16 protein-coding genes are annotated in these 25807 nt (G+C 57.3%); 4 read left to right on the top strand and 12 right to left on the bottom strand.

Going from position 1 to position 25807, the window contains the following annotated elements:
- Positions 1 to 52: 52 nt before the first annotated feature.
- Together EC9_RS18705 and EC9_RS18700 are read left to right on the top strand one after the other, a co-directional pair.
- Entirely contained in the window at positions 53 to 3406 is a 3354-nt protein-coding gene (locus EC9_RS18705) for an aminotransferase class I/II-fold pyridoxal phosphate-dependent enzyme (protein ID WP_145347611.1), read from the top strand.
- A gap of 363 nt (positions 3407 to 3769) precedes the next feature.
- A complete protein-coding gene (locus EC9_RS18700; protein WP_145347609.1) occupies positions 3770 to 4150 on the top strand; it encodes a hypothetical protein in 381 nt (126 codons plus the stop codon).
- Between the two features lie 59 nt (positions 4151 to 4209).
- Here EC9_RS18700 and EC9_RS18695 read toward each other — a convergent pair whose 3' ends face one another.
- The 4 genes from EC9_RS18695 to cysC all read right to left on the bottom strand — a co-directional run bounded on the left by EC9_RS18695 (position 4210) and on the right by cysC (position 7640).
- A complete protein-coding gene (locus EC9_RS18695) occupies positions 4210 to 5178 on the bottom strand; it encodes a serine O-acetyltransferase (protein WP_145287255.1) in 969 nt (322 codons plus the stop codon).
- 197 nt (positions 5179 to 5375) lie between these two features.
- Positions 5376 to 5801 carry a hypothetical protein gene (locus EC9_RS27045; RefSeq protein ID WP_246105764.1) on the bottom strand — a complete coding sequence of 142 codons (426 nt, stop codon included), beginning with the start codon at positions 5799 to 5801 and terminating at the stop codon, positions 5376 to 5378.
- A gap of 163 nt (positions 5802 to 5964) precedes the next feature.
- A complete protein-coding gene (locus EC9_RS18685; protein WP_145347607.1) occupies positions 5965 to 6813 on the bottom strand; it encodes an amidohydrolase family protein in 849 nt (282 codons plus the stop codon).
- Between the two features lie 140 nt (positions 6814 to 6953).
- Positions 6954 to 7640 carry an adenylyl-sulfate kinase gene (gene cysC, locus EC9_RS18680; RefSeq protein ID WP_145347605.1) on the bottom strand — a complete coding sequence of 229 codons (687 nt, stop codon included), beginning with the start codon at positions 7638 to 7640 and terminating at the stop codon, positions 6954 to 6956.
- Positions 7641 to 7814: 174 nt separating this feature from the next.
- Here cysC and EC9_RS18675 point away from each other — a divergent pair, with 174 nt between their 5' ends.
- On the top strand, positions 7815 to 9635 hold the full coding sequence (locus tag EC9_RS18675; RefSeq protein ID WP_145122877.1) for a sigma 54-interacting transcriptional regulator: 1821 nt from the start codon (positions 7815 to 7817) through the stop codon (positions 9633 to 9635).
- Between the two features lie 37 nt (positions 9636 to 9672).
- Here the strand turns inward: EC9_RS18675 and EC9_RS18670 are convergent, their stop codons facing one another.
- The 8 genes from EC9_RS18670 to EC9_RS18635 all read right to left on the bottom strand — a co-directional run bounded on the left by EC9_RS18670 (position 9673) and on the right by EC9_RS18635 (position 23274).
- Entirely contained in the window at positions 9673 to 11328 is a 1656-nt protein-coding gene (locus EC9_RS18670) for a DUF4332 domain-containing protein (protein WP_145347603.1), read from the bottom strand.
- 90 nt (positions 11329 to 11418) lie between these two features.
- A complete protein-coding gene (locus EC9_RS18665) occupies positions 11419 to 12012 on the bottom strand; it encodes a DUF4332 domain-containing protein (protein ID WP_145347601.1) in 594 nt (197 codons plus the stop codon).
- Between the two features lie 27 nt (positions 12013 to 12039).
- Complete coding sequence (locus EC9_RS18660) at positions 12040 to 12546, bottom strand: thioredoxin family protein (RefSeq protein ID WP_145347599.1); 507 nt, start codon at positions 12544 to 12546, stop codon at positions 12040 to 12042.
- Between the two features lie 64 nt (positions 12547 to 12610).
- Entirely contained in the window at positions 12611 to 13612 is a 1002-nt protein-coding gene (locus tag EC9_RS18655; RefSeq protein ID WP_218934254.1) for a tetratricopeptide repeat protein, read from the bottom strand.
- Between the two features lie 322 nt (positions 13613 to 13934).
- Positions 13935 to 14288: a hypothetical protein gene (locus tag EC9_RS18650; protein WP_145347595.1), complete on the bottom strand. Its 354-nt coding sequence runs from the start codon at positions 14286 to 14288 to the stop codon at positions 13935 to 13937.
- A gap of 504 nt (positions 14289 to 14792) precedes the next feature.
- Positions 14793 to 15884: a dipeptidase gene (locus EC9_RS18645; protein ID WP_145347593.1), complete on the bottom strand. Its 1092-nt coding sequence runs from the start codon at positions 15882 to 15884 to the stop codon at positions 14793 to 14795.
- A gap of 215 nt (positions 15885 to 16099) precedes the next feature.
- Positions 16100 to 17935: a dockerin type I domain-containing protein gene (locus tag EC9_RS18640; protein WP_145347591.1), complete on the bottom strand. Its 1836-nt coding sequence runs from the start codon at positions 17933 to 17935 to the stop codon at positions 16100 to 16102.
- Between the two features lie 356 nt (positions 17936 to 18291).
- Entirely contained in the window at positions 18292 to 23274 is a 4983-nt protein-coding gene (locus EC9_RS18635) for a DUF11 domain-containing protein (protein ID WP_145347589.1), read from the bottom strand.
- A gap of 518 nt (positions 23275 to 23792) precedes the next feature.
- On the opposite strand from EC9_RS18635, the gene EC9_RS18630 reads away from it, so the two are divergent.
- The gene (locus EC9_RS18630) at positions 23793 to 25412 is read left to right on the top strand and encodes a hypothetical protein (protein WP_145347587.1); all 1620 of its coding nucleotides are present in this window, start codon (positions 23793 to 23795) and stop codon (positions 25410 to 25412) included.
- Positions 25413 to 25807 lie beyond the last annotated feature (395 nt).

Raw genomic sequence — 25807 nt, 5'->3', positions numbered from 1 at the left:
TCAGCACGCGGCTGCTCCCAATGAACATCAAAGCGTAACGGAATCCTGCACTGTGAATCTGGAAAGCTTTTTCGCCCCCTACAATCCGCCCCGTTCGAATTTTGTCGAGATCCTTCGCTATTGGACCGAGCAGCAACCCGATGCGCCGGCCTTCTATTACACCGACGGTGAAGATGACGATGCGATGTTGACCTATGCCCAGTTGTGGGAGCGGGTCCGCGCGCTGGCCGGTCACCTGCAACAGCGAGGTGCGACGGGTGGCCGCGTGCTGCTGTTGTATCCTCCTGGGCTGGAATTTGTCGTCGGATTTTTCGCCTGCCACGCAGCCGGTGCGACCGCGGTTCCCGCCTATCCGCCGCGTCGCAACCGCAAGGCGACGCGAATCCATTCGATCTCCAAAGATTCTGGAGCCGGGTTTGCGCTATCGATAGCTTCGGTGATCGAACAGATCTACAGCAACAAAGATCAAGCCGCCGACCTTTCGGCGATCGAGATGATCGCCAGCGACGATCCTTCCAATGCCGCCATCGATGCTTGGAAGATGCCGACGATCGCGGCAAACGACATCGCGATGCTGCAATACACATCGGGGTCGACCGGTGATCCCAAGGGTGTGATGCTGACGCATGGCAACCTGATCGCCAACTGCGAATACATCGTTCACGCCTTCACCCCGACCCGCGCCGGATCGGGTGCATCGTGGCTGCCGACCTATCACGACATGGGCTTGGTCGGCGGCGTGCTGAAGCCGCTGTTCTACGGTCGCCCGAACGTCTTGATGAGCCCGATGGCGTTCCTGCAAAAACCAGTTCGCTGGTTGCAGATGATCAGCAAATACAAGGTCTCCATCTCGGGCGGCCCCAACTTTGCCTATCAGTTGTGCGTTGAAAAAGTGACGCCCGAAGAGATCGCCACCTTGGATCTGTCGGGTTGGGAAGTCGCCTTCAACGGTGCCGAACCAGTCCGTCCGACCACGATCGATGCGTTTGCAGAGAAGTTTGCCAGCGCTGGCTTCCGCCGCGATGCGTTTCTGCCCTGTTATGGAATGGCCGAAACGACGTTGATCGTCACCGGAGGCCCGAAGGGGCAGCCGGTCGTCAGCCATTTCTCGGCCGATGGATTGAACAACTTACAAGTCAAGCAGGTCACTGCCGAGGATGACGACGCGCGAGCGCTGGTCGGATGCGGCGAGGTGATCCCAGGGGAACGCGTCGAGATCGTCGATCCCGATTCCTTCCAACTTCTGGAACCGGCGAAAATTGGCGAGGTCTGGGTGCAGAGCCCCAGTGTGGGCAAAGGTTATTGGAACGACGACGCCAAGACGCGAGCTGTCTTCGGTGCCTCGACCGCTGATGGGCAGGGGCCCTTCCTGCGAACGGGCGATCTCGGTTTCATGCACGAAGGCCAACTGTATGTCACCGGCCGGCTGAAAGACATGATCATCGTGCGAGGCGTCAATCGCTACCCGCAAGATATCGAACTGACCTGCGAGCAGGCATCGGATGTCGTGCAGAGCGGTGCGGTTGCGGCGATGGCGATGGACTTCATGGGCCGCGAGCAGTTGATGATCGTTGCCGAAACCGTGCGGATCCGAAACCACGATTGGAACGCCGAGATCGATCGCATCCGCAAAGCGGTTACGGCCGAACACGAGTTGCCGCCGGACGCGATCTATATGGTCCGCGCCGGTTCGGTTCCCAAGACCAGTAGCGGCAAGATCCAGCGACACGCATGTCTCGACATGATCCGGGCGAACGAACTGAAGATCGTCGGCAGTTGGTCGCGATGGGAATCGCACGAACCGCTGCAAGGTAGCACGAGCCACGCTCAGCCCAAGCGTCCACGATTGGCTAGCGAACAGGTTTCGCCAGAGATCGTCTCGGTTGTGATTCGCGAAGTCAAAGCGATCGCGCGAGAGCGAGCGGGCGAGCTGTCCGAAGATACCAACATCGCGATCGATCTGGGACTCGATAGCCTCGAACGGCTCGAGATCGCGCATTCGCTGGAGAAGATTTTCGGCGGGCGTTTCCCCGACGAAGCGCTCCAGGAAATGGAGACGATTGCCGAGGTGGCTCTTGCGATTCGCGAGCACCTGGATTGCAATCCGATCGACATCCTCGCGGCGGCTTCGGAGCAAGCCGATCTTCCGTTGCGGGAGGTCAAACCCGAAGACTACACGTTTGCTCTGTTCCCCGAATACAAACGGTTGAAGCAGACCGAGCAGACGTTGATGATCACAGGGTTGCCCAACCCGTATTTCACCGTCCACGAAGGGCTGACTCGCGATACGACGCGAATCGACGGTCGCGATCTGATCAGCTTCGCCAGTTACAACTATCTGGGCATGTCGGGCGATCCTGAGGTCACGCGGGCATCGACTGAGGCGGTGGAGCGGTTCGGAACCAGCGTCAGCGCCAGCCGACTGGTTTCGGGAAACAAGACGATCCACGGCGAACTGGAACGCGAAATTGCCGACTGGGTTGGCGTCGAAGCTTCGGTCGTTTTTGTCGGCGGTCATAGCACTAACGAGACGACGATCGGACACCTGGTCGGGCCGGGCGATCTGATTTTGCACGACGCTCTGTCGCACAACAGTATCATCCAGGGAGCGCTCCTGTCGGGAGCCCGCCGGCGTCCGTTTGAGCACAATGATTTCGAAGCGCTCGATCGAGCACTGACCGAGGTCCGCGGCCAATATCGCCGCGTGTTGGTGGTCATCGAGGGCGTCTACAGCATGGACGGCGACTTCCCCGACCTGCCCAAGTTTGTCGAAATCAAACAGCGACATAAGTGTCTGTTGATGGTCGACGAAGCGCACAGTATCGGCACGATGGGAGCGACCGGTCGCGGGATGGCTGAACATTTTGGTGTCGATCCAAAATCGGTCGACATCTGGATGGGAACGCTCAGCAAATCGTTTGGCAGCTGCGGCGGCTACATCGCCGGCTGTGCTGAATTGGTCGAATACCTGCAGTACACAGCTCCCGGTTTTGTCTACAGCGTCGGTCTGCCACCGGCATCGACAGCGGCGGCGCTGGCTTCGCTGCGAGTGCTGAAAGCCGAACCGCAGCGGGTTGCAAGGCTGAAGGAACGCAGCAACCAGTTCGTCCGCGAGGCTCAGGCTCATGGATTGAACACCGGTCAAAGCTGTGGCACGCCAGTCGTCCCGGTGATCACCGGCAATTCGCTGTTGGCACTCAAGCTGTCGCACGCGTTGTTCGAAGCGGGGATCAATGTGCAACCGATTCTCTATCCTGCGGTCGAAGAAGCTGCGGCGCGGCTGCGATTCTTCATCACGTCGGAGCACACCGAGCAACAGATCCACGACACGGTCGAAGAGGTGGCCAAGCAATATGTCGCTGTCGGCGGCCAGTTGTTGCAGCCAGCTCACGCTCCTCAAGCTTAGCAAAGCGGCAGTCCTGCCCGCCGCTGCGATAGCAAATCGGGATGGCAGCCCAAGCGATTCCTTGGGCTGGGAAAAAATCGCGGCCGGGGGGAACTCTTTGCCCGCCGCGACCATCCAAAGACAGGCTAACGTCTTTTAGCCAGCACGTGGCATGGTCGATATCATCCCTCGTGGCGTTGATCCTTCACGATTTTCACTCTCGGGCACATCGATATGGGCAGCGCTCCGTGGAGCGACGAAGAAGGCTATTGTGGCTCGGGCCCAACGCCAAGCCGCCCGACGGGGCCATTCCACCGTATTCGTAAGGTTCGCGAGCAGCAAAACGTTACGATCCGGACCATCTCGCGACGCAGCGGAGTTCCGATGCGCGATCTCCGCGAACAGGAGAAGCCATCGACCGACGTGCCGATGTCGGTGCTGATGTGTTGGCGCGACGCGTTGGAGGTGCCGCTGGCCGAACTGCTGATCGAGCCCGATATGCGGCTCAGCCAGTCGATCGCTCATCGGGCCAAGCTGGTCCGAATGATGAAGACGATTCTGACGTTGTGCGAGCACGGCGGTGACCTGCGGACGCAGCGGCTGGTCACGATGCTCCGCGAGCAAATGCTGGAACTGATGCCCGAGCTGACCGAAGTCACCGGTTGGCCGAGCATGGGCAGCCGTCGCTCTCAAGATGAACTTGGCCGGATCGGTCAGCAACCGATCTCGCTCGATGGCGTTAGCAGCGATGCCCTCGCCGACTGAATCTGTGAGCTCACGCGGCAGCCGACTTCGGCGCCAAGTCTCGATTCCGAACGGGACGACTAAATTTGGTAGTTCAGTTCGGGGGCCATGTCGTCGGGCATCTCGGCTCGCACCCGTAGCTTCGGTTTTTCGAGCACGACCGTGCTGCGAGGAGCAACGCTGCTGGTCACCCAGACGCTCGAACCGATCACGGTATCGTGACCAATCACCGTCTTGCCACCTAAGATCGTCGCGTTGGCATAAACGACAACGCGATCCTCGATCGTTGGGTGGCGTTTCTGGCCGCGAATCAGATGGCCATCTGCGTCGGTCGGGAAGCTTAATGCACCCAGCGTCACGCCCTGGTACAGCTTTACATGATTGCCGATGTTGCAGGTCTCGCCAATCACCACGCCGGTGCCGTGGTCGATGAAAAAGTGATCGCCGATCGTTGCACCCGGATGGATGTCGATACCGGTGTTCATGTGAGCCTGTTCGGTCATCATCCGTGGGATGAATGGAACGCCCAATTGCAGCAACTGGTTCGCAATGCGAAAGACCGACACCGCTTCGAGCCCTGGATAGCAGAAGATGATCTCGTCGGTGGTTTGGCAAGCCGGATCGCCATCGAAGGCGGCTTGGGCATCGGTAGCGAGAATCCTTCGCAGGTCGGGAATGCGTTTCAGCATCTCCACCGCCATCGCTTGTCCTTTGGCTTCGTAATCGACTTGCGATTCGCAATCGCCGTGGTTGTGCCGCACGCGATCTTCGTGCTGCAGTGCGCGACCGATCTGAGTGGTCATCGTGTCGTGCAAACGGTCGACAAGGCTGCCGACGTGATACCCGATGTTGCCGCGGTGTAGCCCGGTGCGGCGACGGTAGCCCGGATAGATGATCTCTTTAATGTCTTCGACGATCGAGAGGACCGCGTCATAGCTGGGCAGCGGGCAGTGTCCCAGATGATTGATTTTGTCGTCGGCGGTGTAAGTCGCGACGATCTGATCGGTCAGTTCGGGCAGTTGTTCTTTGAGGCGAAAGTCAGAAGCCATCGAGATCTTCCTGTTCAGATCAGCGGACTGCGAAATCCGCGTTCGGGGCATCCGCCTTGCGGCGAGATGCGTTTCGCGGCAATGACAGCGGAACCCTTATTGTATCGGGGTTCGGGCTTTTTAGGGAACATAGGGAGATGTTTGAGCAAACGGCTCCCCTTTGTTCCATGCGATCGGCGCGATAGCCGAGCGTTTGATTAGTACCCGATCGACGGCGGATTGGCGTTCAGGAAGTCACGCGGGCCGCGAGTCGTGTAGTACGGGTAAGCAGTCGAAGCAGCCGGTGGTCCCGGGTTCTGCTGCATCTGGCCATTCTTCACTTGGGGGTAAGTCAGGTTGTGACCGTAATCGGTTCCCCCCTGCTGCCAAGAGAGGTTAGCGGGACGGCAGCCGGTGCTGACTCCGCCGCGGCAGCAAGATCCCATTCCGCGGGCTCCGTTGCCACATTGGCCACTGGAGCATTGTCCCTGGCCCTGGCAACTTTGGCATCCGCCATTGTTACATTGTCCTTGTCCACATTCGCAGGAGGCCGAACTGCAGCCACCGCGAGTCCACGCTTTCGCGCATCCGCCGGTACTCGACAACAAGCATAACAAACCGGCAACGACCAATAGCTGTTTCATCGCGAATCCTTCCCTGATCAAACGCAGACGGTTATTCAGCAAACCGTATTCCTTGCTCTCAGGGATCGACCCGCGTTAGCGATGAGATTGAAAGAATCGTCAAAACCGAACCAAGACGGAGAACTCCTCCGATGAATATCTCGCCTGGTTTACGCAGCTTATGCTATCGGCGGCTGGGAAAGCTCAACCCATACGTTGTGGCCGCGGTCAGCCCCCAGAATTGCTTCTGCTCCGCGGCGGTCAGGCCGCTCGCTAATTCGGCGACCATGTCGACCCATTGGCGATAGGAGATTTTCAGCAGGCAGACGGGCCAATCGCTGCCAAACATCAGTCGATTGGGGCCAAACGCTTCCAACGCGGCCTCCCAGTACGGGCGAATCGTCTCGATCGCCGCTCCCTCGTCGCTGACTTCGGTCGCGACGCCGGAGAACTTGCAGACGACGTTCCGGCGTCGCCCCAGTTCTCGCAACTGCGTCGCCCAGTCTTTATCGAACTGCTCGCCGCGGATCGTCGGCTTGGCGATATGGTCCAGCACAAACGGCTGGCTCGGATGCCGGTCGACAAACTCGATCGTCGGTCCCAGGTGTTTGCCGTAGATCAAGATGTCGTAGACCAGCCCAAATCCCTGCAGCTTTGCCACGCCACGGTTGAAGGCATCGCCGAGGATAAAATCGTCCTGCGGTTCGTCTTGGACGACGTGGCGGATTCCCTTGAGCACCTCGTGCTGATGCAAGCGATCCAGTTCGCTATCGACCCGGTCGTCGGCCAGCGGCACCCAACCGACAACTCCCACGATCGATCGATTCTGTTCGGCTTGTTCGATCAGCCATTGCGTTTCGGCAACCGTCTGCTGCGCTTGAACGGCGACGGCTGCATCGATCCCCGCCCCGGTCAGTTCGGTCTGCAAATTGGCGGGCGTGAAATCGCGTCGCAGGACCGACATATGCTCGCTGATCCAACCGTATTGTGCGGGATCGTAGTTCCACAGGTGGTGGTGGCTGTCAATTTTCATCGTTTGCTCTCCTAGTGGTTTGTCAAACTTTGATTTTAGGACTGATGGTAGTGGACGAGGTTACGAGTCCCCTACTAATCTTTGGCGCGACTGGACTCGTGACCTCGTCCACCACCCTAAAGTCAAATGTGGATGAAGCACTAGGTACGGATCAGCATCCCGTTCTGCTTCAGATAGTTCACGATCTCGTCGGCCAGTGCTTCGGGAGACTTGTCGGCTGTCTGCAGATGGATTTCGGGCGAGGGGGGCGCTTCGTAGGGATCGCTGATTCCGGTGAAGTTCTGGATCTCACCGGCGCGGGCCTTTTTGTAGAGTCCCTTGGGATCGCGTTGTTCACACGTTTCCAGCGGCGTGTCGACGAAGACCTCGACAAAGTCGCCGCCGCGGCCGACCGATTCGATCAGCTGACGAACCCTTTGCCGGTCGCGTGCGTAGGGACTGACAAACGCGGTCAGCGTGATGATTCCCGTCGATGCGAACAGCTCGGCAACGGCGCCGATTCGGCGAATGTTTTCCTCGCGATCGATCGCTCCAAACCCCAGTCCGAAGCGTTCGGCAAACTCGGGGCCATGTTCCGCGGTCAAGCGATCCGGACCTGCGCACAGATGATGTCGGATGTTATCGCCATCCAACAGCGTCGTGACCGCCCCCAGTTCGCTTAACTTGCGGTCGACGGCGTTGGCGATCGTGCTTTTGCCGCAACCACTCAACCCCGTAAACCAGACGACACAACCACGCTGTGCCAGCTGGCGTTCGCGATCTTCACGGCTGACCGATTGGTCGTGCCAGACGACTTCGGGACGTTGATTGGAGGACGATTCGTTCATGAAGGATACCAAAGCCTTGTTGGCGGATGCTGTTTTGTTGAGGCGTTCGGGCAGATAACGCACCCCACTGCGGGGTTTGTATTTGGATGAGTTTTAACATGGCGTCCCCGTCGTCGGGCAATCGCGGTACAATTAACGATAGTTTTCCCCGTTCAGAACCCATTCGCGATTTCTATGGTGGCGTATCTCAAAGTTTGTTCTGGTCCCGATACCGGACGCCGATTTCGACTCGATCCGCTGCATACATTGCACGTCGGACGCGATGCTAATTGCGAAATCATGTTAACCGATCCGGTCAGTTCGCGGTATCACGCGGTGCTGTTTCACGAGGATTCGCACTGGCAGGTCCGCGACACCAACAGCCGCAACGGTCTGTTGGTTAATGGGCAAAAGACCGACCATGCCACTCTGCAAGACAGCAACACGATTCTGGTTGGAACGTCGGAACTGCAGTTCTTTGATGGCAACGGCGAATCGGGGGATGCCAACAACCGCGAGCAGACGATTGTGCTGGATCGGCCGATCTCAGGCGGTCTATCGTCGAGCAATTTTGGGCCGTTGGATCCGCTCCGCAAAATCGCCGACGTCGGCTACCTGGTCGATCTTTATCAATTGAGTCTACAGTTGATCGGCAGCGGCGATCCCGAATCGATCATCCAGATCGCCACCGAACTATTGAAGGATCGCACGCAAGCCGATGTGATTGGTTTCATGTGGTTGGGCGAAGATGGCAAGCTGCAACCCGAATACGTCTTCCCGTCCGAAGCTGCTGAAAAGATCAAGCTGAGCGCCGACCTGACCCGCCGCGTCACCAACGATGGCGAAGCGTTTTGGTTCAAGGAAGAATCGACCTCGCCGGGACAGAAGACCCAGTGGACCGATGCGATCTGTGTCCCGTTGCAGCATGGCGAAGACGTGGCTGGCGTGCTGCATCTGTATCGCAACGACCATCGCTTCACCGAACGACACTTCGAATTGGCTCTGAACTCGGGGCAGTTGTTGGGCGTCGCGTTGGCGAGCGCTCGACGAACGGCGGCGTTGCAAGTCGAACGCGACCGATTGTTCTCGCGGAATGCGGAGACAAACGACCTGATCGGTGAGAGTCCACCGATGATGCGTTTGAAATCGAAGATCGAACGTGTCGGCAGAGCAAATGGTTGCGTGCTGATCCGTGGCGAGAGCGGTGCCGGAAAAGAGCTGGTCGCTCGCGATGTCCACTTCCACAGCGGGCGGCGGGAACGACCGCTGTTGAGCGTCAACTGCGCGGCGATCCCTCGCGACTTGATCGAGAGCCAGTTGTTTGGTCACAAGAAGGGCTCGTTCACCGGAGCCGATCGCGATCACATCGGTTGGTTCCAACAGGCCCACACCGGAACGCTGTTCCTCGACGAGATCGGCGAACTGACACTCGAAGGCCAAGCCAAGCTGTTGCGGATCATGGAAGGACATCCCTTCCTACCGGTCGGCGGTGTCGATGAAATCCGCGTCGATGTGCGGATCATCGCCGCGACCAATCGCGATCTCGCCGAATTTGTCCGCGAGAAACGCTTCCGCGAAGATCTTTATTACCGCCTGAGCGTTTTTGAATTACACGTTCCGCCACTACGCGACCGCGGCAAAGATATCGAACTGTTGATGGATCACTTCCTGGAACACTTTTCCCGGCAGCATGCTCGTCCCTCGATCCAGTTCTCCGAAGCGGCCAGAAAACGGATGCTCTCGTATGCTTGGCCCGGCAACGTGCGGCAGCTGAGAAACGTGATCGACAGCGCGATCGTGATGTTCGATGGCAACACGATCGAAGCGGATGACCTCGGTTTGCGTGACGCTGGTGTCGAGGTGACCGATACGCTGCGGTTGGATGTCTGGGAAGAGAAACTGATCCGCGAAGCGTTGGACCGCTGCGGCGGCAACATTCCCGAAGCGGCTAAGCGGTTGGGGATCAGCCGAGCGACAGCCTATCGCAAGATTGCCGACTTCGATATCGAAAAGTAACGCTCGGCAAACGCCGGATCGATCTGATCGGTTTCGTTTACGCTGCCCGACTCGCTGCGCCGCGTTGTGCGTCGGCGATCCACTGGGCGACGTCTTCGGCATCGGGACGCGAACTGCTTCGCAAAATCCGCTCTCCCGCTTTGGTGTCGCAGTAGTCGGAGATTCGGCTCGCTAGCGCAGCTGCCTCTTGAGCAGCCAGTTGATCGACCGATCGGCAATCGACGGCGACCAACAATTGCGATTTGTATCCGCACAGCGACGCGACGCCGCAGACCAAACGGGCCTGAGCCTGCCAGTCGGACAGCAGATCGGCGTTGATCCAACGCGTCTCCAGTTTGACCGCCAGCACTTCGGGCTGAGCCGCCAGGAATTGACCGATCGTATCGATCCCGATCTTGGTAAACCGCTGAGCTGTCTTGGGTCCGATCGATGGAGCGTCGACCAAATCGCTCTGCTCCGAAACGCTTGGCTCCCTTTCCGTATACCTCGAATCGGCGACACGACCGCTCGTAAATGGAACCGACTCGACCGCCGATTGTTGGTCTGCTATTGCGGCTGGCTCGAATGAATCGACAGGTTCTTGGGCGACCGGTTCGGTGACACTCGCTGCCGCTGGCAACCAAGCTGGTGCCGACGGTTCGCTTGACGGTGTTGGTGTGGCAGGCTGTGGTTGCGTTTCTTGTGATGTCGCAATCGGCGTTGGGGCCCAAGCGGGCGCCGCGGTTGCGTTGCTTGAGACCGGACGTGGTGCTGGCGTGGGCGATACGGGAGGATTGATCGGCGTGTTTCGATTGACGGTCATCGCCATCTCGGTTCGCACGCTGCGCACCTCCGGCGGCAAATTGACTCGCACGGTGCCGGTCGTTTTGTATTCGTTGAAGATCGCCGCGACCGCCGACTTCTCTTTTGCCGAGGAGATCTTTTTCAAGATCCATGTGACCGGCATGTCGATCGCCGCGACCAGTGTTGCCGCTGTCAGACCGGCGTTGGGCATCTTGCAGATCGATTGTTCGGCGACCCGTTCCAAGATCCTCGCCCAGCCGGTGATCGCGATCCCAAACATTTCGGCCAGGATATCCCGCGACTCTCCGTTGAGTCCCTCGGGCGGTCGCTTGACGCCTCGTTCCAGATCGTAGATCTCGATGATCCGATGGTAATAGGCGTGGGAACGTTCGGCCCCCGCCGTGACCGCTTGCGTGATCCAGTTATTCCCATCGGGCAGCTGAAACGTGACTCGCACTTTGCCGCGGGCCCAGCGTTCGTAGATCTCTTCGTAACTCTGGCAGACGCTCCATTCCAGCGGCCGGTGCACGATCCCTTCGGGATCGCTCGACGCGGTATGCAGCGGCATGATCGGATCGGTGAAGTAATGGCTCAGCACGCCCAGGTCGTACGCGGCGTATTCCCATTCCTCGCTATCGAGATGATTGATGGCGGTCTTCAACCACTTTTCGCACGCGCGCGGCGCACCGCCCCAGTTGCCATCGCCGACGTGTAGCACGTGATTCTGGAAGTCGCGGAACTTGCTGTCGGGATCTTTGGCCCCTTTGAGATATTGGTCGTAGTGCTTCAGCAGCAGGTCGGCCAAGCGGCCACCACGTTCGGTGTTGATGCACCGCAATGCATCGAGTGCGAAATAATGGTGCGTGCTACGACAGTGTGCAGCTCGCAGGATCGTCATAATCTGCGACATGCGTCTCTCCGTGATTTTGTTGTTTGCGGCTCGACCAAAGTGCTTGGGCGACGATCGTCGTCAGCCGCACAGCGCGAGCCAGGTTTGCGACTAGCGAGACAATGTCCCGTGCGATGTCGTTTGCAGATCCGAGGAGCCGCCAGATTGAGACGTCGCGAGATGCGAGAACTGATGGTCTTGAGCCGCTGTGATCCAAGTCGACACGCGATCGATTGACGGGAAATCGATCCGTCGCATCAGCGCTCGGCCGCGACTGGACAATGCGAACCGCTCGAGATCGCGGAACAGATGCCTGGGCGAATCGGAGGCAACGTCTTCGGGACTGCGACGATGGATCGCGATCAACAGGTAGGCGTCGCGCGGATGCATCACTCGCAGTGACATCGCCATCCGAATTGCTCGCCGAACGGTCCGTAATTGACTCTGATGCGATTTGCTTAATCCTCGCTCCGACGCCCACTCGGTCAGGTTCAAGTTCAGTAGATCTTTGACGCTGACCAAGCCGTGGGATTCCAGTTGCCGCACCAGCGATGGCGGCAGCAAACGCAGCGACGCAAGCGAAGCCTCCATCCGGCGCTGCCGCGCGGTTCGCGGTTTGGAGCGTTGGATCGGTGCAGCCTCGGCTCGCTGCGGAGCAACGGATTGATCGGGCTTTCGAAACCATTTGGCAATGAAGTTGCGCATCGACGTTCGCTCCCAACAGATTAGAAATTATGAAGTGCTAAGCGCCTGAGCGATCACCTGCTTGAAGGCATCCGGTTCGGCAAAGCCGTTCTGCGAAGCAAGGATCTGTTCGTCGGGCGAGATGAAAACGATGTGTGGATATCCGGTGTTCTTCAGCTTCCGTTTGACTGCCGACTCTTGATCGCCATCGACAAGGACCAAAACAAAGTTCTGTTCCAGAAGCGTGCGGATCTCGGGATCTTGCAGACACGTGGCCGACATCCGTTTACACCACTTGCACCATGTCGTCGTCAAGAAAACCATCGCCGGTCGCCCTTCCGCCTTGGCCTTCGCCAAGCCTTCGTCGTATCCGAAAACGAACGGCAGCCCGACCGTATGTTCGTCCCAGACTTCGGGGCTGGCTTGCACCTCAGCTTTGCCAAACGAATCCATCAGATTCGACAACTGAGGCTTTGAATTGCAACCGCTCAGCGAGAATAGTAATGCGGTGGTTGCGGCGAGAGCCAGCGCGGGGCGGGATCGATTGGCGGACATGAGAGCTTCCTTGCTCGGTTGGTAATGCGGCACTCCCTTCCTGGTAGCACCACAAGTCTTGTCTTTATTGCCCGCCGACCTGTCGGATCGGAGATTGGCGATAACGTTGATTCGATTTGTAGTTCGCCACCCGCGCCTCGAATCCACTCCGCTCCGACGCGGGGACCAGGTTCAGCCCTGTCTGGGCAACACGGGTCGCTTTTTCGAACTGCCCCGTTTCGGCCAACGCCGCAGCGTAGGTATCGATATAACGGAACTCTTCGTTGGCGGGAATATCGCGCAGCCCCTGGGTGATCTCAAGGGCCTGCTGTCCGTCGCGTAGGCTGCCATCGGGACATGTCGCCAATAACCAGGCGAGGTTCAATTGGGTGCGAAGATTCTGAGCGTCCAACTGCAACGCGTTTCGGTAGTTTTCCGCAGCCGCTCGCCACTGGCCCGCGTTCTGCAATGCGTCGGCTAGATCGATCGCGCGGGTGGCGTTCGCTTTGTCCAACTGGAACGCGCGGCGATAGTCATCGATCGCGGGTCCTACATCGCCATGTTGGAACCGAGCGTGGGCACGGCCCGTGTAAAAGTCGGCTTCGCTTGGCTGAAGCGCGATCGCGCGATCGTAGTCGGAAATCGCTGCCGGCAATTTTCCCATCTCGTAACGGAGCTCACCGCGATTGAAATAGGCGTTGGCGTGATCGGGTTTGGTTTGGATCACATCGTCGAACAGCGCCTCAGCCTCTTTCATCTGACCGCGCGTGGCGTAGACAAACGCCATGTTCTGCTTCGCGCGCCAGCGCTTGGGATCTAGACGCAACGATTCACGGAAGTCTTCGATCGCCGCCATTGCAACTTCGTCATCGGGATCCTGCATCCGGTCCCAGCGCATTTCGCCACGTCGGTTCAGCGCCCAGGCGAGCAACTGGTTTCCGTAGTCTCGAACCTCTTGATCCGCCGCAGCCAGATCGGACTGTTGAATCTGATCGATGATCTGCGTGTAGTCGGACTCGGACGTGGCGTTTTTGGAGATCGAATAGGCGGTCTTTAGAGACGCCGCTGTCGAGGTTTGCTGAGCCACAGCTGTGCCTGCCCAGCCCAAAATGCAGGTCGCGATTAGCAGGTGCTGCCGGTGCATTGACTTCAGTCCGAAGGGGGCGTGAATCGAATTACGAAATCGATTCCCCTAGCGTATCGAAGTTCCCCAGGTATTGGGAAGAGCGATTTCGAGGACGATCATCAGAAAAGGTCGCCTTTTCACCTTTTCCCAAGCCAACGATCTCATCGGAATCGCTGGCCTTCCCCGAAATACGAAGCCCCCAAACATCCCGATAGACGAGAGGGGGGGCTCGATCCAAGCGATCGCCCACGCGGGGCGATGTCCACTAGAACAGAGGAACAGCTTAGATTTGGACGTCGCCCAATTGGTCCAACAAGCGTCGTGCTTCGCTCAATCCACCCGCGGTCCGGGCAAATTCAGCTGCCGAGGCCAGTTCGCCACCCGCGACGGCTGGCTTCTTCGCCGTGCTCTTCTTCGCGGCGGTCGACTTGGCAGCAGCTGGCTTGCGGCCAGCCTTCTTGCGTCCCGAGCTTGGCAAAACGCCTTCCTTACGCAGCTTCGACTTCTGGTTGCTGAAGTAGCTCTCGCTGATCCCCTTAGGTTCCAGCGTAGCCGCTGCATCCTTCCAAGTGATCTCTGGATTCTCTACCAAATATTCGGTGATGGTGCTGGCCATCGAATTCGCTCGTTTTGCCACTGTTCAATTCCTCTCAAGTTTTAATGTAACGCCCGGCCACATTCTAGCTAGTTTACGCAATTCAGAAAGCCTGCAATGTGATAAATAGGCCACTAGAGAACTCTTTCTTCTCCGTAAAATCTTATCACTGCTAGGCGACTGACTGTAGAGTGCATCGGTCCAATCAGTTGATTTCCACCTCGATGCGTTTTCTATACTTATACACCACCAATCGCGACGTGTGAGTATAGAAAACGGTCAAGTCCCAACATGGGGGGCTGCTGAGTGGCGGTTAGGAAGCTTAAGTCGGTCGCATCCCCCCCGTTTACGAATCACGAGGAACCGCGAATCGGATAACCGACACGCGGCGAGAGCATGGAAGCAGAGCGATGGCGATGAGTGATGCGTCATGTTAGAGAGAAAGTTCCGGCCGATCGAACGATCGCCGGCCGGAGCAACATGATGAAGAGGTGTCGCCACGCTGTGGAGATTCGCGGGAGCTAACCGCGAATCGAGCCATCGACACTATTGGGCGCAACCGCCAAACAACTTCCGGAAGGTTCGCATCCAATTGCCGTGGAAGATTGCGTTGAGATCATCATCGCTGTAGCCGCGGCGCGAGAGGATTCCATCCAATCGCTGCATGTCGGCGATGGAATTCAAATCGCCGGGCGTCTGTTCGGTTCCAAATCCGCCGTCCAGATCGCTGCCGATCGCGCTATGTTTTGTATTGCCTGCCATCTGACATACGTAGTCGATGTGGTCGGCCGCCGCTTCGATACTCACCACGTTGGGATCGGTTTCACCACGCGCCCAACCGGGGTACATCATCCAAGCATCAAACGCCACGCCGACCACTCCGTCGTGCTCGATGACGCTTTTCATCTGTTGGTCCGACAATTGACGCTGCCCCGGAACCAACGTTCGTGAATTGTGATGACTCGCCCACAGGACTCCTGTGAATCGATCGAACGCTTGTTCCATCGCCTGGTCGGCCAGGTGTGTTACATCCAACCCCATGCCGAGTTTCGCCATCGCGTCTAACAGCTGTTCTCCCTTTTCGGTCAGTCCACCTTCGACAGCAGTTCCCGCCGCATATTGGCCGTGTCCATAGTGAGACAATCCGATCGCCCGCAGGCCAGCGCCGAACCAGTAGGGCAATTCATCGGGATCCGAAATCGGATCGGCACCTTCCATCGATAGAATCATTCCCAGCGGCGGTTCGGATTCACCGTTGCACTTGGTCCAATGATCCTCCAGATCCGCCAGCGTCCGGATCCACCGGATCGCTCCCTGTTGTTCCCATAAGTGATAACAAGCCAGTTGCGCATGCGCGGCAGCATAGGCGCCGATATGATGTGCAAAATCGAGGTCGGTCCGCGCATATCCTGTTTGTCGATCGGTCGCGGGTCCGCTGCGAGCCAGCAGGGTTGCGATACAGACTTGGATCTTGCCGGCTTGGAGTTCGGGAAAGCAGGTGGTGCCGCGCGTTCGCGACTTCAGATCGGTCATCAACTGCTCACGCGTCCGGATCTCATCCTGGGAGAGTCGTAGATCGCGATCAAAAGAAGTTGCATTCCAGGCCAAGTCGAGATGGCCATCGATTATCGTTCGCATCGGGAAGGACTTTGTCTTGCGAGGTAGGGAGGTGGGAAAAGACGACAATTCGTCGGTTCACCATACTCTCTTGGAAAACCCGCTTTGACAATATCACCAACCGTTTGCCGCGTCACATTTAGGCAACTTCGGATCCCTAAACGCGTTCGAACGGGATCAAGCGAACGAAAGTTTGGTACGCTTTGCCCCTAATTTGGTATGAGGAACGCGGAGGTTCAGTGGATGCCATTCGTGTTGGCCAACGCATCCAGGGCGAGTAGATCGAGTGTCGAATCGAATGGATCGTCGTCCTCCTCGTCGATGTCGACAGCAAATGACTCGCTACTCTGCTGCATTCCGAACTGAGCGTTCAACAGCCCAAAGTCTCCCAAATCGATGCTGCCGTCGAGGTTCGGGTCGTGGTTTTCACTGTACATTCCGTCGCCGCGCGTTTGTCCAAACACGCTGTCCAACAGTACGACGTCGGCGATATTCACGCGACCATCGAGATTCAGATCGGCAGCATACGTTGTTTCCGCTGTAGCGCTGATCGCATAGCGGCCGCGGTTGCCAGCGTTGCTGACGACAACGATCCCTTCGGATTCGTTAACGCTTCCCGCCTGTGTTGCGGTGAACTCCACGGCGATCCGCTGCGACTGGCCCGGTGCTACAGTAAACCCATCGGCCAGTGCCAAATCGCTGGCGGCGATCGACAGCCCTGCGACTCCGAACTGAATCTCATAGACTTCCAGTACCGTTTCACCGACATTGGCAATCTCGATGTACTGCAATGAATCGACGCTCCCCGGACGCAGCAGCGTCGATTGAACGCCGTTGTTCCCCGGCGCAACAAACTCCAAACCGCCGCCGGTTCCCGACGTGGAAATTTGGATCAACGGAGGCAATGCCGCGGTGGCGATTTCTACATTTGTTTCGGCATCCGCGACGTCGATCGGTGCGCCCGAGGTGTCGCCGACCAGACCGACGCCGCCATCTCCCAAGGAGACAGTAATCGCAGAACCGTCGGTCGGCTTAAGAGCGACAAAAGTCAACGTGACAAACGTCTCGGCGACTCCATCGCCGATCGCCCGCCCGATCCCCGCCGATTCAAACGACGCACCGGTCAGTTCATCGATAAAACCAGCCACCGTGTCGATGCTTCCGCCCTGAAAGCCAGGAAAGTTCTCGGTGATCGCGTCGGTAATCGAACCCGAATTCACCAACTGCAACTCACTAGGATCCCAGTCGACATCGATCGAAATCCCACCGACACCCGCGGCATCGGGATCGGATTCCGAAACCTGGACGTCGATCGTGATCAAATCACCAATCTGCACATCTCCGTTCGCGACGGAAACTAGCGACAGCGTGACATCGGAGGTCCCATTCGTTGACGCTGCGACATCGTCCGTCGTGTTCGACTCCTCAGTGGTCGGGAACGTTATCTCGTCGGTAGCTTCAATCGTTGGCGATGGATCTGCCACGTCCGGCTTCGTCGGTTCATTCGTCTCCGGCGATGCAACTTCAACGTCGGGCAACGCATTCGAAGTATCGGTGCCCTGTTCGGGCAGCGTCGTCTGCGAATCTGCAGCAACGATTTCGATCATCTCCACATCGAAATCATGATCTTCGTGGCGCAATCCCAATGGCGGGTACGTTGCTGTTTGTGAAAACCCTTCGAGCAACGAGAATTCCGTATTGGAGGTCGCCGTGACCGCTTCGAAGTGCAGCAACGCAAAATGTTCAAATTCACCATCACTAATTCGTTGCCCGACACCTCCGGCCTCATCGGAATAACCCGAAAGATTGAGAATGCGTCCTAGCTCAGGCTGCAGAGTCCCATCACGGAACATCGGCAAATCAGTCGTGATGGTGTTTAGCAGATCGGCAGGGGAATCAAGCGGCTGGACAAAGGCGGGATCCCACATGATGTCTAACGCAAGCCCCACGAAACCATCGATTTGTTGGCCCCGTTCCATCGCTGTGATTTCAAGGAAAAAGCTGTCGCCCGCCTGGAGCGGGGCGGTCAAAGGTGCCCCCGGTTGCCCCTCAACATCATCGAGGATTTGCATATCGAATGCCACGAGTGCCATCAGATTGCGGGGCTCCAGTCGTTCGGTCCGAAGCCGTCTGCGTCGCGTGTTTCCTAGCATTTCTTCTGTCATCCAATGACGTCGTAAAGAATCCGCCGCTGCAGTGAAGGAACGTTCCGTCGTTCCCTTGCGCTCGTCGCTGCAGGAATCTGCGCGGCCAGCGGAGTGTCAGAAATCCAAGCGGAGCGCGTCAAGTCCATGACTTGAGCCAAACCAGAAAAATACCTGCAGGTTTTCCATTGCTAGCACGATCAGCCTGCTATCACAGCGTTTGCCGCTGCGACGCGAGCAAAGTGTCGACAAACAAACTGTTACGAAGACGACAAGGCAGGACGTTAAGGAGTTGGTAAAACCAATACTTTGCCCGTGACAATCGTGGACCGGTAGGCTTCGCTCGAATCGATAAACTCCAAAGCGGGGTTGTCTTCGATGACAGCCGTAATCGAAACCGACAATTGTCGCACGACATCAGACGCAGCGGTGCTAAACTGCAATTGCCGCAAAATATTTTGGGCAGCGCCGGTAGTTAGATTGTTGAATGTCAACAATTGGCCCGTGTTGCTGCCGGAAGTCAGTGTGTCACTTGCTTCAGTCGGTCCAACGATCTGAATCGTCAGCGATTGCAGCGGAAGGTTATCGGGAGTTACAAGCACCGCGTTGCCCGCAAGATTGATTGCATCGCCTGTAAATACGACTTGGTTCCCCGTCCCCAGGCCATTTTGGTTTACATCGGGCTGCAGATCCATCCAGATCGGTCGCACATATCTGAACTCGACGTTTAATGGGCCATAATCGCCCAACGCAAGCTCACGCGTGGGAGTCCCCGCCACGCTCCAAGTGCATGTGTTGATCGTTTGCTCTGCTCCGTTGGGACAACGTGTATTGATGTCCGATGTGAAGTCGAAGATTGGATCTTCCGGCGTCGATTGCGCGGCCTCTGCCTGCGCCTGTTGAAATCTAGCGAAATCATCACCACTGACAGTCCCCGAATGAAAAATATCGCTGTCGAAGGTCGATCCACCCACCAATCGGACGCGGAACAGATCGGTCCCGGAAGAACTCAACGCGATCTCGGCATCGGCGGCGAAATCGTGAGTTGGGGTTTGATTTCCCGCCAACCAATCGGGCGACTGTTGGGTGACCTGCGCACCGTCGGATACTCGTACTGCTGGATCATAAAAGGCGATGTAATATTTCGTTTCGCCGACTGAAAGCTGTTCGCTGCTACCGGAGAGAAACGCGGGAAGGACGGGAAGTCCGTCGATATCGCGCAGTAGGTTTCCGCTGGCATCGGCTTCATAGAGAACCACTGTGATGCCAGGATCGATCCCCGAGACATTCAACCCATCGAGAGTCATCGTGGCGTCGGTGGTATTGGTAACGCCAAAATGTTGCCAAGGCTGAACCGCGGCGACCATCCGATCTGCGTTAGCGGAGCCCGCCAATTGGGGATTGGTTGCCCAGGCGGTCAAATGGCCCGCAAGATCATCGGCGGGACGCAGATAGGGGACATATTCAAAGCTACCAAAATTCGGCGACTCCGTCGTTTGTTCCGTACCCGCTACCGAAACGCCTCCACTGATTTCGACTTCATGGAAATCGGAAGCTTCCGGGAACGACGCGATCTCAAGCGTCCCTTCGGAACGCGAGGCGGCCAAGCGTCGGACAATATATGTCCCATCGCTCAACAACGTTCCGTCCGCCAACTCCGTAAACGTATATCGACCGTCGGCATCGGTGACCGCCAATGGTTCATTCGCTTCGGGATCGAGAACACCGTTGCCATTGAGATCCAGAAAAATCCCAAATCCGCTGACGCCCGGTTCCTGGGCATCCCAGATGCCATCGCTATTGAGATCGTTCCACTGGAATCCGCTGATCGTCGGCCCCGCATTGGCAACCGGCGGAATGTGCGTCAGCGTTCCCTCGCGTAGCGTTCCGATCGGCAAAATAAACTGCACCAAGGCGGCGACATCGAGGGTCGCCTTGCCTTCCGGGTTGGTGTCGTCGTTGTTTGTTGGATCGGGATCGCGTTGATCCGAAGTGCCCGTGGCAACGTTTTCGATTTGCGTCGATCCGACGTCGCTCCCTACGCGAACAGCAAATTGCATCGTCGCCGATTCGCCAGGGGCGAGATCGAAGCCGCTCCAGGTGACCGTCGAGTTTACGGCATCCGGCGGGATCGTTGCGTTGCCAATGCTTGTCGATGGCTGAACGATCGCGCCAGTGCTATCGCGGACTGGCTCGAGCCCATCGGGCAATTGATCGGTCACCACAATTCCGGACGCCGTCGCGTAATCGTCGGGGTTGGCCCCTTCTGGAACCACGTTCTCCGCGGTGACTTCAAAGATCACAAAGTCCCCTTCGGTGACCATCGTCTCCAACGCGGTCTTCGTGATCTTTAGATCAGCGACCTGGGTGTTGCCAAAATTGGCGACCGCCGCAACGCCCGCATCGCTGATCACGCGGATTCCCGCGGGCGGATCGATCGTGACCACATGTCCTGGGGCTACCGAATCGATTGGCACGGGATAGGTCTGTTGCCAGCCGTCGCGATCGACTTCTCGCACCGTGTATTCGCCCGGCTCAAGGCCGCTGAAATAATAGACGCCATCTTGGCCGCGATAGTTGGTCGTCACAAAGCTTGGTTCGGGGGTCGGACCGTCGGGATCGAAGTCGCCGTCATTATTAAGGTCCAGATAAATCGTCCAGCCGTTGAGCCCCGATTCATCATCGTCCCAAACGCCATCGCCATCGACGTCGTTCCATTTATGCCCCAAGATGTCGATCTGGCTATTGCCAAAATTGGGAATTTCTTCTTCACCAAAACGGCCGATGATCTGTGCGTTTGGATCGGACGAGATCGTGATCTCATGGCCCCAATCGGTCGCGACGCCGGGATAGGTTTGCAGCGAATTGCTCGGCAGCACTTCGCGCAACATGTATTGGCCGGGCCCCAGTCCATCCAACCAGAACGCGCCGTCATGCTCGCCATCGTTTTGCGTTGTGAACCGAGGTTCATCGGCGTTCAATAAACCGTCGTTGTTGTGATCGACGTAGATTATCCAGTCGTTGAGTCCTGGTTCGTTGTCGTCCCAAACGCCGTCGCCATCGATGTCGTCCCACTTGTATCCGATCACCTGCGGTCGCCAATTTCCGAAGTTCGCCGACTCGGCAACTTCAAAACGACTGACATGTCGCAGGCCATTGGGCGGATCGATCGGGACGACGTGTTGAAAATTGAATGCCGCACCGGGGTAGCGCTGCTTCCAACCCTCGGGGACGATTTCGCGAATTGTATAGGTTCCCGCAGCCAAGCCGGTGAAGCTGTACGCGCCATCATGCGTTCCATCAAACGCCGTTGTCGTTTTTTGGTCGACGCCCTGATCAAAATCTCCGTCGTTATTGAGATCGAGATAGATTTCCCAACCGTTGAGCCCGAGTTCGCCCGTATCCCAGACACCATCAAAATTGGTGTCATTCCATTTGTAGCCCGAGATGTCGGTCTGATAGTTGCCAAAATTGGGCTGCTGTTCTTCGCCAAACGCGCCGTTGACACAAATTCCCCCGGCCGGATCGATCGTCACCAAATGTTGGTAGTTCTTTGAGGTGCCGGGAAAACTCTGCTTCCATCCCTCGGGCACAAGCTCACGAACGATGTAGGTTCCCGCATCCAAATCGTCGAACCAATAGGCGCCATCATGCGTGCCGTCGTTGCGGGTTTCGAACAGCTTTTCCGTGCCCACGTCGTAGCGACCGTTGGCGTTGGCATCCAGATAGATCTGCCAACCGTTGAGCCCCGGTTCGTTGTCGTCCCAGATGCCATCGGCGTTCAGATCGTTCCATTTGTATCCGGAGAGCGCGGGCGGCGGCGTGTTGATGATTTCGATGTCGTCGACGTACCAACCCTCGGGATCGATCTTAGGAATCTCACCTGTGTCGAACAGAAACTCGATCTGAATCTCTTGGCCGTTGAATTGACTGATGTCATGCGTCGCAGACAACCATTGATTGACAGGCGTCTCGGGCAACGAGCCGTCTTGTCGCGACAGGATCTGCGTCGCCACGCCATCGACAAGAATCGAGACGCTGACGAAATCGGTGTCTAATTCGGGGCGGGTGTCCAACAGATACGAGAAGCTAACGATCGTCGTCCCTTTGCCGGGAAGCGAGATCAGCGGCGAGGTGATCGTGCCGCGGTGCGACTCGGTCAAAACATAATGGCCGTCGCCAAAAGCGGTTTCAAACGCGCCGTAGTAGAAGGATTGAATCGGCGTGTGGTTCAACAAGCCATCGAAGCGTCGCCCGGGGGATCGATGCCATAGCCCGTCGATCGTACGGCCGGTGTTGTCGATCGTGAAATCACCATCGTCGAGATTGAAGTTTTCACTATAGACCTGATCGATCACACGCTTCTGAGGTGAAAAGGCAAGATCGCCCAACACCCCGTGAACCGGATCTTGCAGCGAAACGGGCGTCAGCGCACCGGTTGTCGATTCGATTTGGAACAGCTTGCCGTTTGCCGCATCGCTGCCAACCAGAACGCCATCGTCGCGATAGCCGAGGCCGGCAAAGTCGCCAGAAAATTCTGCGGCGGCGCCGAGAGTTGTCGACGCCAGGATGCTGCCATCGCTCGGGTCGATCTCCAGCAGGATCGCTGCTCCCGTCGTCGCGTTTCTTGCGGAAACAAAGGCTTTGCCCGACGCGTCGATGGCCAGTCCGCCGGGCATGAAAGCATCCACGTGTCCAGCAAGTGTGATCGCTCCGCTGGTAATATCGACGCTATACAGCGACATTTGACTGGCGATCGCTCCTCCGCTGCTGCCCAGTGCATAAATCGTGTCGCTAGTCAGATCGGTCGCGAGGTCGTCGATGCGGATCGCCAAATCGATCGGCGTTCCGATCGCGGTTCCTCCCCGTGGATCGATCTGTTGCAACGCGGAAAGGCCACCGGCGGCATCGTTGATCGCGACAAACAGGCGTCCGTCGGCTGTAAACGCCGCTCCACTGATACCGCTGTCGTTGGTCAGGTTGTCGTTGTGCAGCGGTGCGGCGATCGCAGCGGAAGTGTCCAGGGCGAGGATCAGACCGCTATTGGTATCGCTGATCGAAGCGTCGGCGACGCCGCCGTAGGCGACGCCGATATCCGCAGCCAACAGTTGGCGTTGTTCGAGTCGTTCGATCTGTCGCCGCAAACCGTTGCGGCGACGGCGATTTGCATCGCATTTGCGTTTCCGACGCGAACTCTGCCCGGACAGTTCGCTCTGCCCCGCTGGAGCGGTTTTTGGATGGGAACGAAAAAGCTGAGAACCAAACACGCGTGAAGCTCCTGACCTTGCCTGGGCTCCCTGCCGTGAAGATTACACCGTGCCAACGCCCCGGTTGGACCAACATGCTACCGCCTGGAAATACGTTGCAATCAGTGGATCTACTATATTCCGACCCTCACGCGTGTTCTAGCCAAGATTCTCGTGTTCGTCACACGAATTGTTTGGTTGAGGGTGGGAAACGGCAAACTTTGCCGATTGACAAGAGCTTCGCGGTGGCTGCGAGTTTACCGGACACTTAATCTGTGCCGCCTCGATATCAAATACTTAGTTAAAGATTTGTGCATTCGAAAACGATTTGCTTGTCGCTAATCGGTACCGTGAGTATAAGTGAGATAAGTGGCACGAACCTGTCAAACCGTGGCATTGGAAGAATCCTTTCAATCGCCAAAATTAGGCGCGGTCGGTGCGGCACCCGATCTAGGTGGATTGGCGTGCGGCCAGGGATGGCAAAGTCTCTTTCTTTAATTCCAAGTTGCCATCAAGTGCTACTTACGGGGAGATCTAGAATGTTGTCGCTATTTCGAAAGTCGAAAAAGCCTGCTCCAGCGCTGCGTCGAAAACAGCAGGCGCGTCGGCGTCTGAGGGCTGAATGTTTGGAAGACCGTCGCTTGTTGGCCGGTGTCGTCAACGTCGACACGACGGTCGTCGGCGATCTAACGCTCGATGGCGATGTTTCGAGCAATCGGATCGCAGTGCATGGGACCGCGGTTCCCGGGCAGTTTGTTATTGAGGGCGAAAGTGGCACCCTGCTGACGCTCGATGGCGGACTTCAGACATTTGCCTCGCTGACCGTCAATGGGATCACCGACGATATCATCGTCGAGCTTGGTCATGGCGATGACATCTTTACCCTGGGTGACAACTCCAACCCGACCGAGATTGGCGAAAATCTGATCATCGCCAATCGCGACGACGACACCAATATCCTCACGAGCGTGGATATCGGTGAAGATCTCTTAATTTCGCGTCCCGATATCGCCTACAGCGAACTGCAGATCGACGGTTCGATCATCCGTCACAACGTCGATATCGACAACAATGACGGTGACACCAAGACTGAGATCAGCAACAGCGAGATCGAAGGGACGTTGTTTATTTCCAATGGCGACGGTGATGATGTCGTGGTTGTCGATGCGACTTCGATAGGTGCCGAACAGTTCTTCCGTCCCGGCGGGCCTGGTGCGCCAGCTGATCCCGTTGTCAGCATCACCAACGGCGATGGCAGCAGTTTGACATCGTTCACCTCGGCTAACGATCCCGATACAACGGGCTTCTTGCCGACGGGAACACTCGCGCGGCCAACGATTTTCGGCGGCATTAACATCGTCAATGGCGATCAACTGCCACCCGGACTGATCGTCGCTCCGCCAACCGCTGGCGGTTCGACTCCAACGAGTCTGAGTGTGGCTGTCGATATCGTCGTCTTCAATCAGGCGGATGTCTTGGGCCACTTGGACATCGAAAACTTCGATGGTCACACCGAAACCGTAATCGTCGATAGCAACATCGGAACCGACACCAAAGCCCGCGACACCGTTGTTCCGACCGATGGTGGTTACGGCGATGCTGTTGAAATCGCCAACGGCGATGGCTTCGACCTCTTCCTGTCGCAGAATTCGACGATGCAATACGGCTTGAGCGTCGACAACGGAACGGGCAGCTGGGGTAGCCACACCGACATTCGCGACAGCGAGATCGGCGGACGCGACACCGGATCGTTGGGCCCCGATGTGGCGATCATCTTTATCGGCGACGATGGCGACAACGTGTTTAACGTCAGCGATGCCGGCGGGGGATCGGCATTCGACGGAATGGTAATGCTAGCCTTTGGCAGTGGAGAGGACTCCGTTCAGTTCATGGGAGCCACCAGCCAAATCGAAATCGACATGCTCGACATCGATTTTGACGGCGGCGATGACATGCTGTTTATGGAGAACGCTGAAGTCAAATCGATGGTCAACGTCCTCTTCGGGACAGGCGTCGATACGCTGGAACTGCGCACCGACGTCGACTTCCCTGGTGGGCTGCTCGGCACGATCCTTTTGGACGGCGGTGCCGGTGCCGACTTCTATCATGTCGACAACGTGTTGATCCCATTCATCAACTTCGACATCTTCATTCCGTAGTGACCAAGCAGTTGCCCCTTCGAACGATTTGCAAAGCGTGTGGCGTCTCGTCACACGCTTTTTTGTTGGCGAGCAAATTGAGCGGATGCGTGCTAAAAAAGGAATGAAACATCGTCTCGCGAAATCACCCGAGGCAATCGGGGTGCGCGCGGTGCTGCTGCCTCGAAGGTTACAATTTCAGCAGTGCAATCGGCACAATCGTGACATTCGTTGGCACTGCTGCAACACAAACCGAACCGGCTGCTGAATAAATTGCGGAATTTTTTGGCCCCAAGTAGTATCCAACGGTCCGTCGCTGCGTCTTCCAACGCTTCCATGCCCCCTCTCATTACCCGCGCCAGATTTGATGCGAACCCCACTTTCCCTGCGAAATCTGTTACGAAAATCGACATCTT

Origin of the sequence: Rosistilla ulvae (genome assembly GCF_007741475.1) — a bacterium.
Lineage (GTDB): Bacteria > Planctomycetota > Planctomycetia > Pirellulales > Pirellulaceae > Rosistilla > Rosistilla ulvae.
The sequence above is the reverse complement of the archived record's forward strand: the minus strand, read 5'-3'. Positions and strand labels throughout refer to the sequence as shown.

Coding starts and splice junctions, on each gene's coding strand:
- cysC (WP_145347605.1), bottom strand. CDS start 7,640: ATGAACGAATCGTCCTCCAATCAACGTCCCGAAGTCGTCTGGCACGAC.
- EC9_RS18695 (WP_145287255.1), bottom strand. CDS start 5,178: ATGGCTTCTGACTTTCGCCTCAAAGAACAACTGCCCGAACTGACCGAT.
- EC9_RS18665 (WP_145347601.1), bottom strand. CDS start 12,012: ATGCGCAACTTCATTGCCAAATGGTTTCGAAAGCCCGATCAATCCGTT.
- EC9_RS18640 (WP_145347591.1), bottom strand. CDS start 17,935: ATGCAAATCCTCGATGATGTTGAGGGGCAACCGGGGGCACCTTTGACC.
- EC9_RS27045 (WP_246105764.1), bottom strand. CDS start 5,801: ATGAAACAGCTATTGGTCGTTGCCGGTTTGTTATGCTTGTTGTCGAGT.
- EC9_RS18700 (WP_145347609.1), top strand. CDS start 3,770: ATGCGCGATCTCCGCGAACAGGAGAAGCCATCGACCGACGTGCCGATG.
- EC9_RS18675 (WP_145122877.1), top strand. CDS start 7,815: ATGGTGGCGTATCTCAAAGTTTGTTCTGGTCCCGATACCGGACGCCGA.
- EC9_RS18630 (WP_145347587.1), top strand. CDS start 23,793: ATGTTGTCGCTATTTCGAAAGTCGAAAAAGCCTGCTCCAGCGCTGCGT.
- EC9_RS18645 (WP_145347593.1), bottom strand. CDS start 15,884: ATGCGAACGATAATCGATGGCCATCTCGACTTGGCCTGGAATGCAACT.
- EC9_RS18670 (WP_145347603.1), bottom strand. CDS start 11,328: ATGTCGCAGATTATGACGATCCTGCGAGCTGCACACTGTCGTAGCACG.
- EC9_RS18660 (WP_145347599.1), bottom strand. CDS start 12,546: ATGTCCGCCAATCGATCCCGCCCCGCGCTGGCTCTCGCCGCAACCACC.
- EC9_RS18685 (WP_145347607.1), bottom strand. CDS start 6,813: ATGAAAATTGACAGCCACCACCACCTGTGGAACTACGATCCCGCACAA.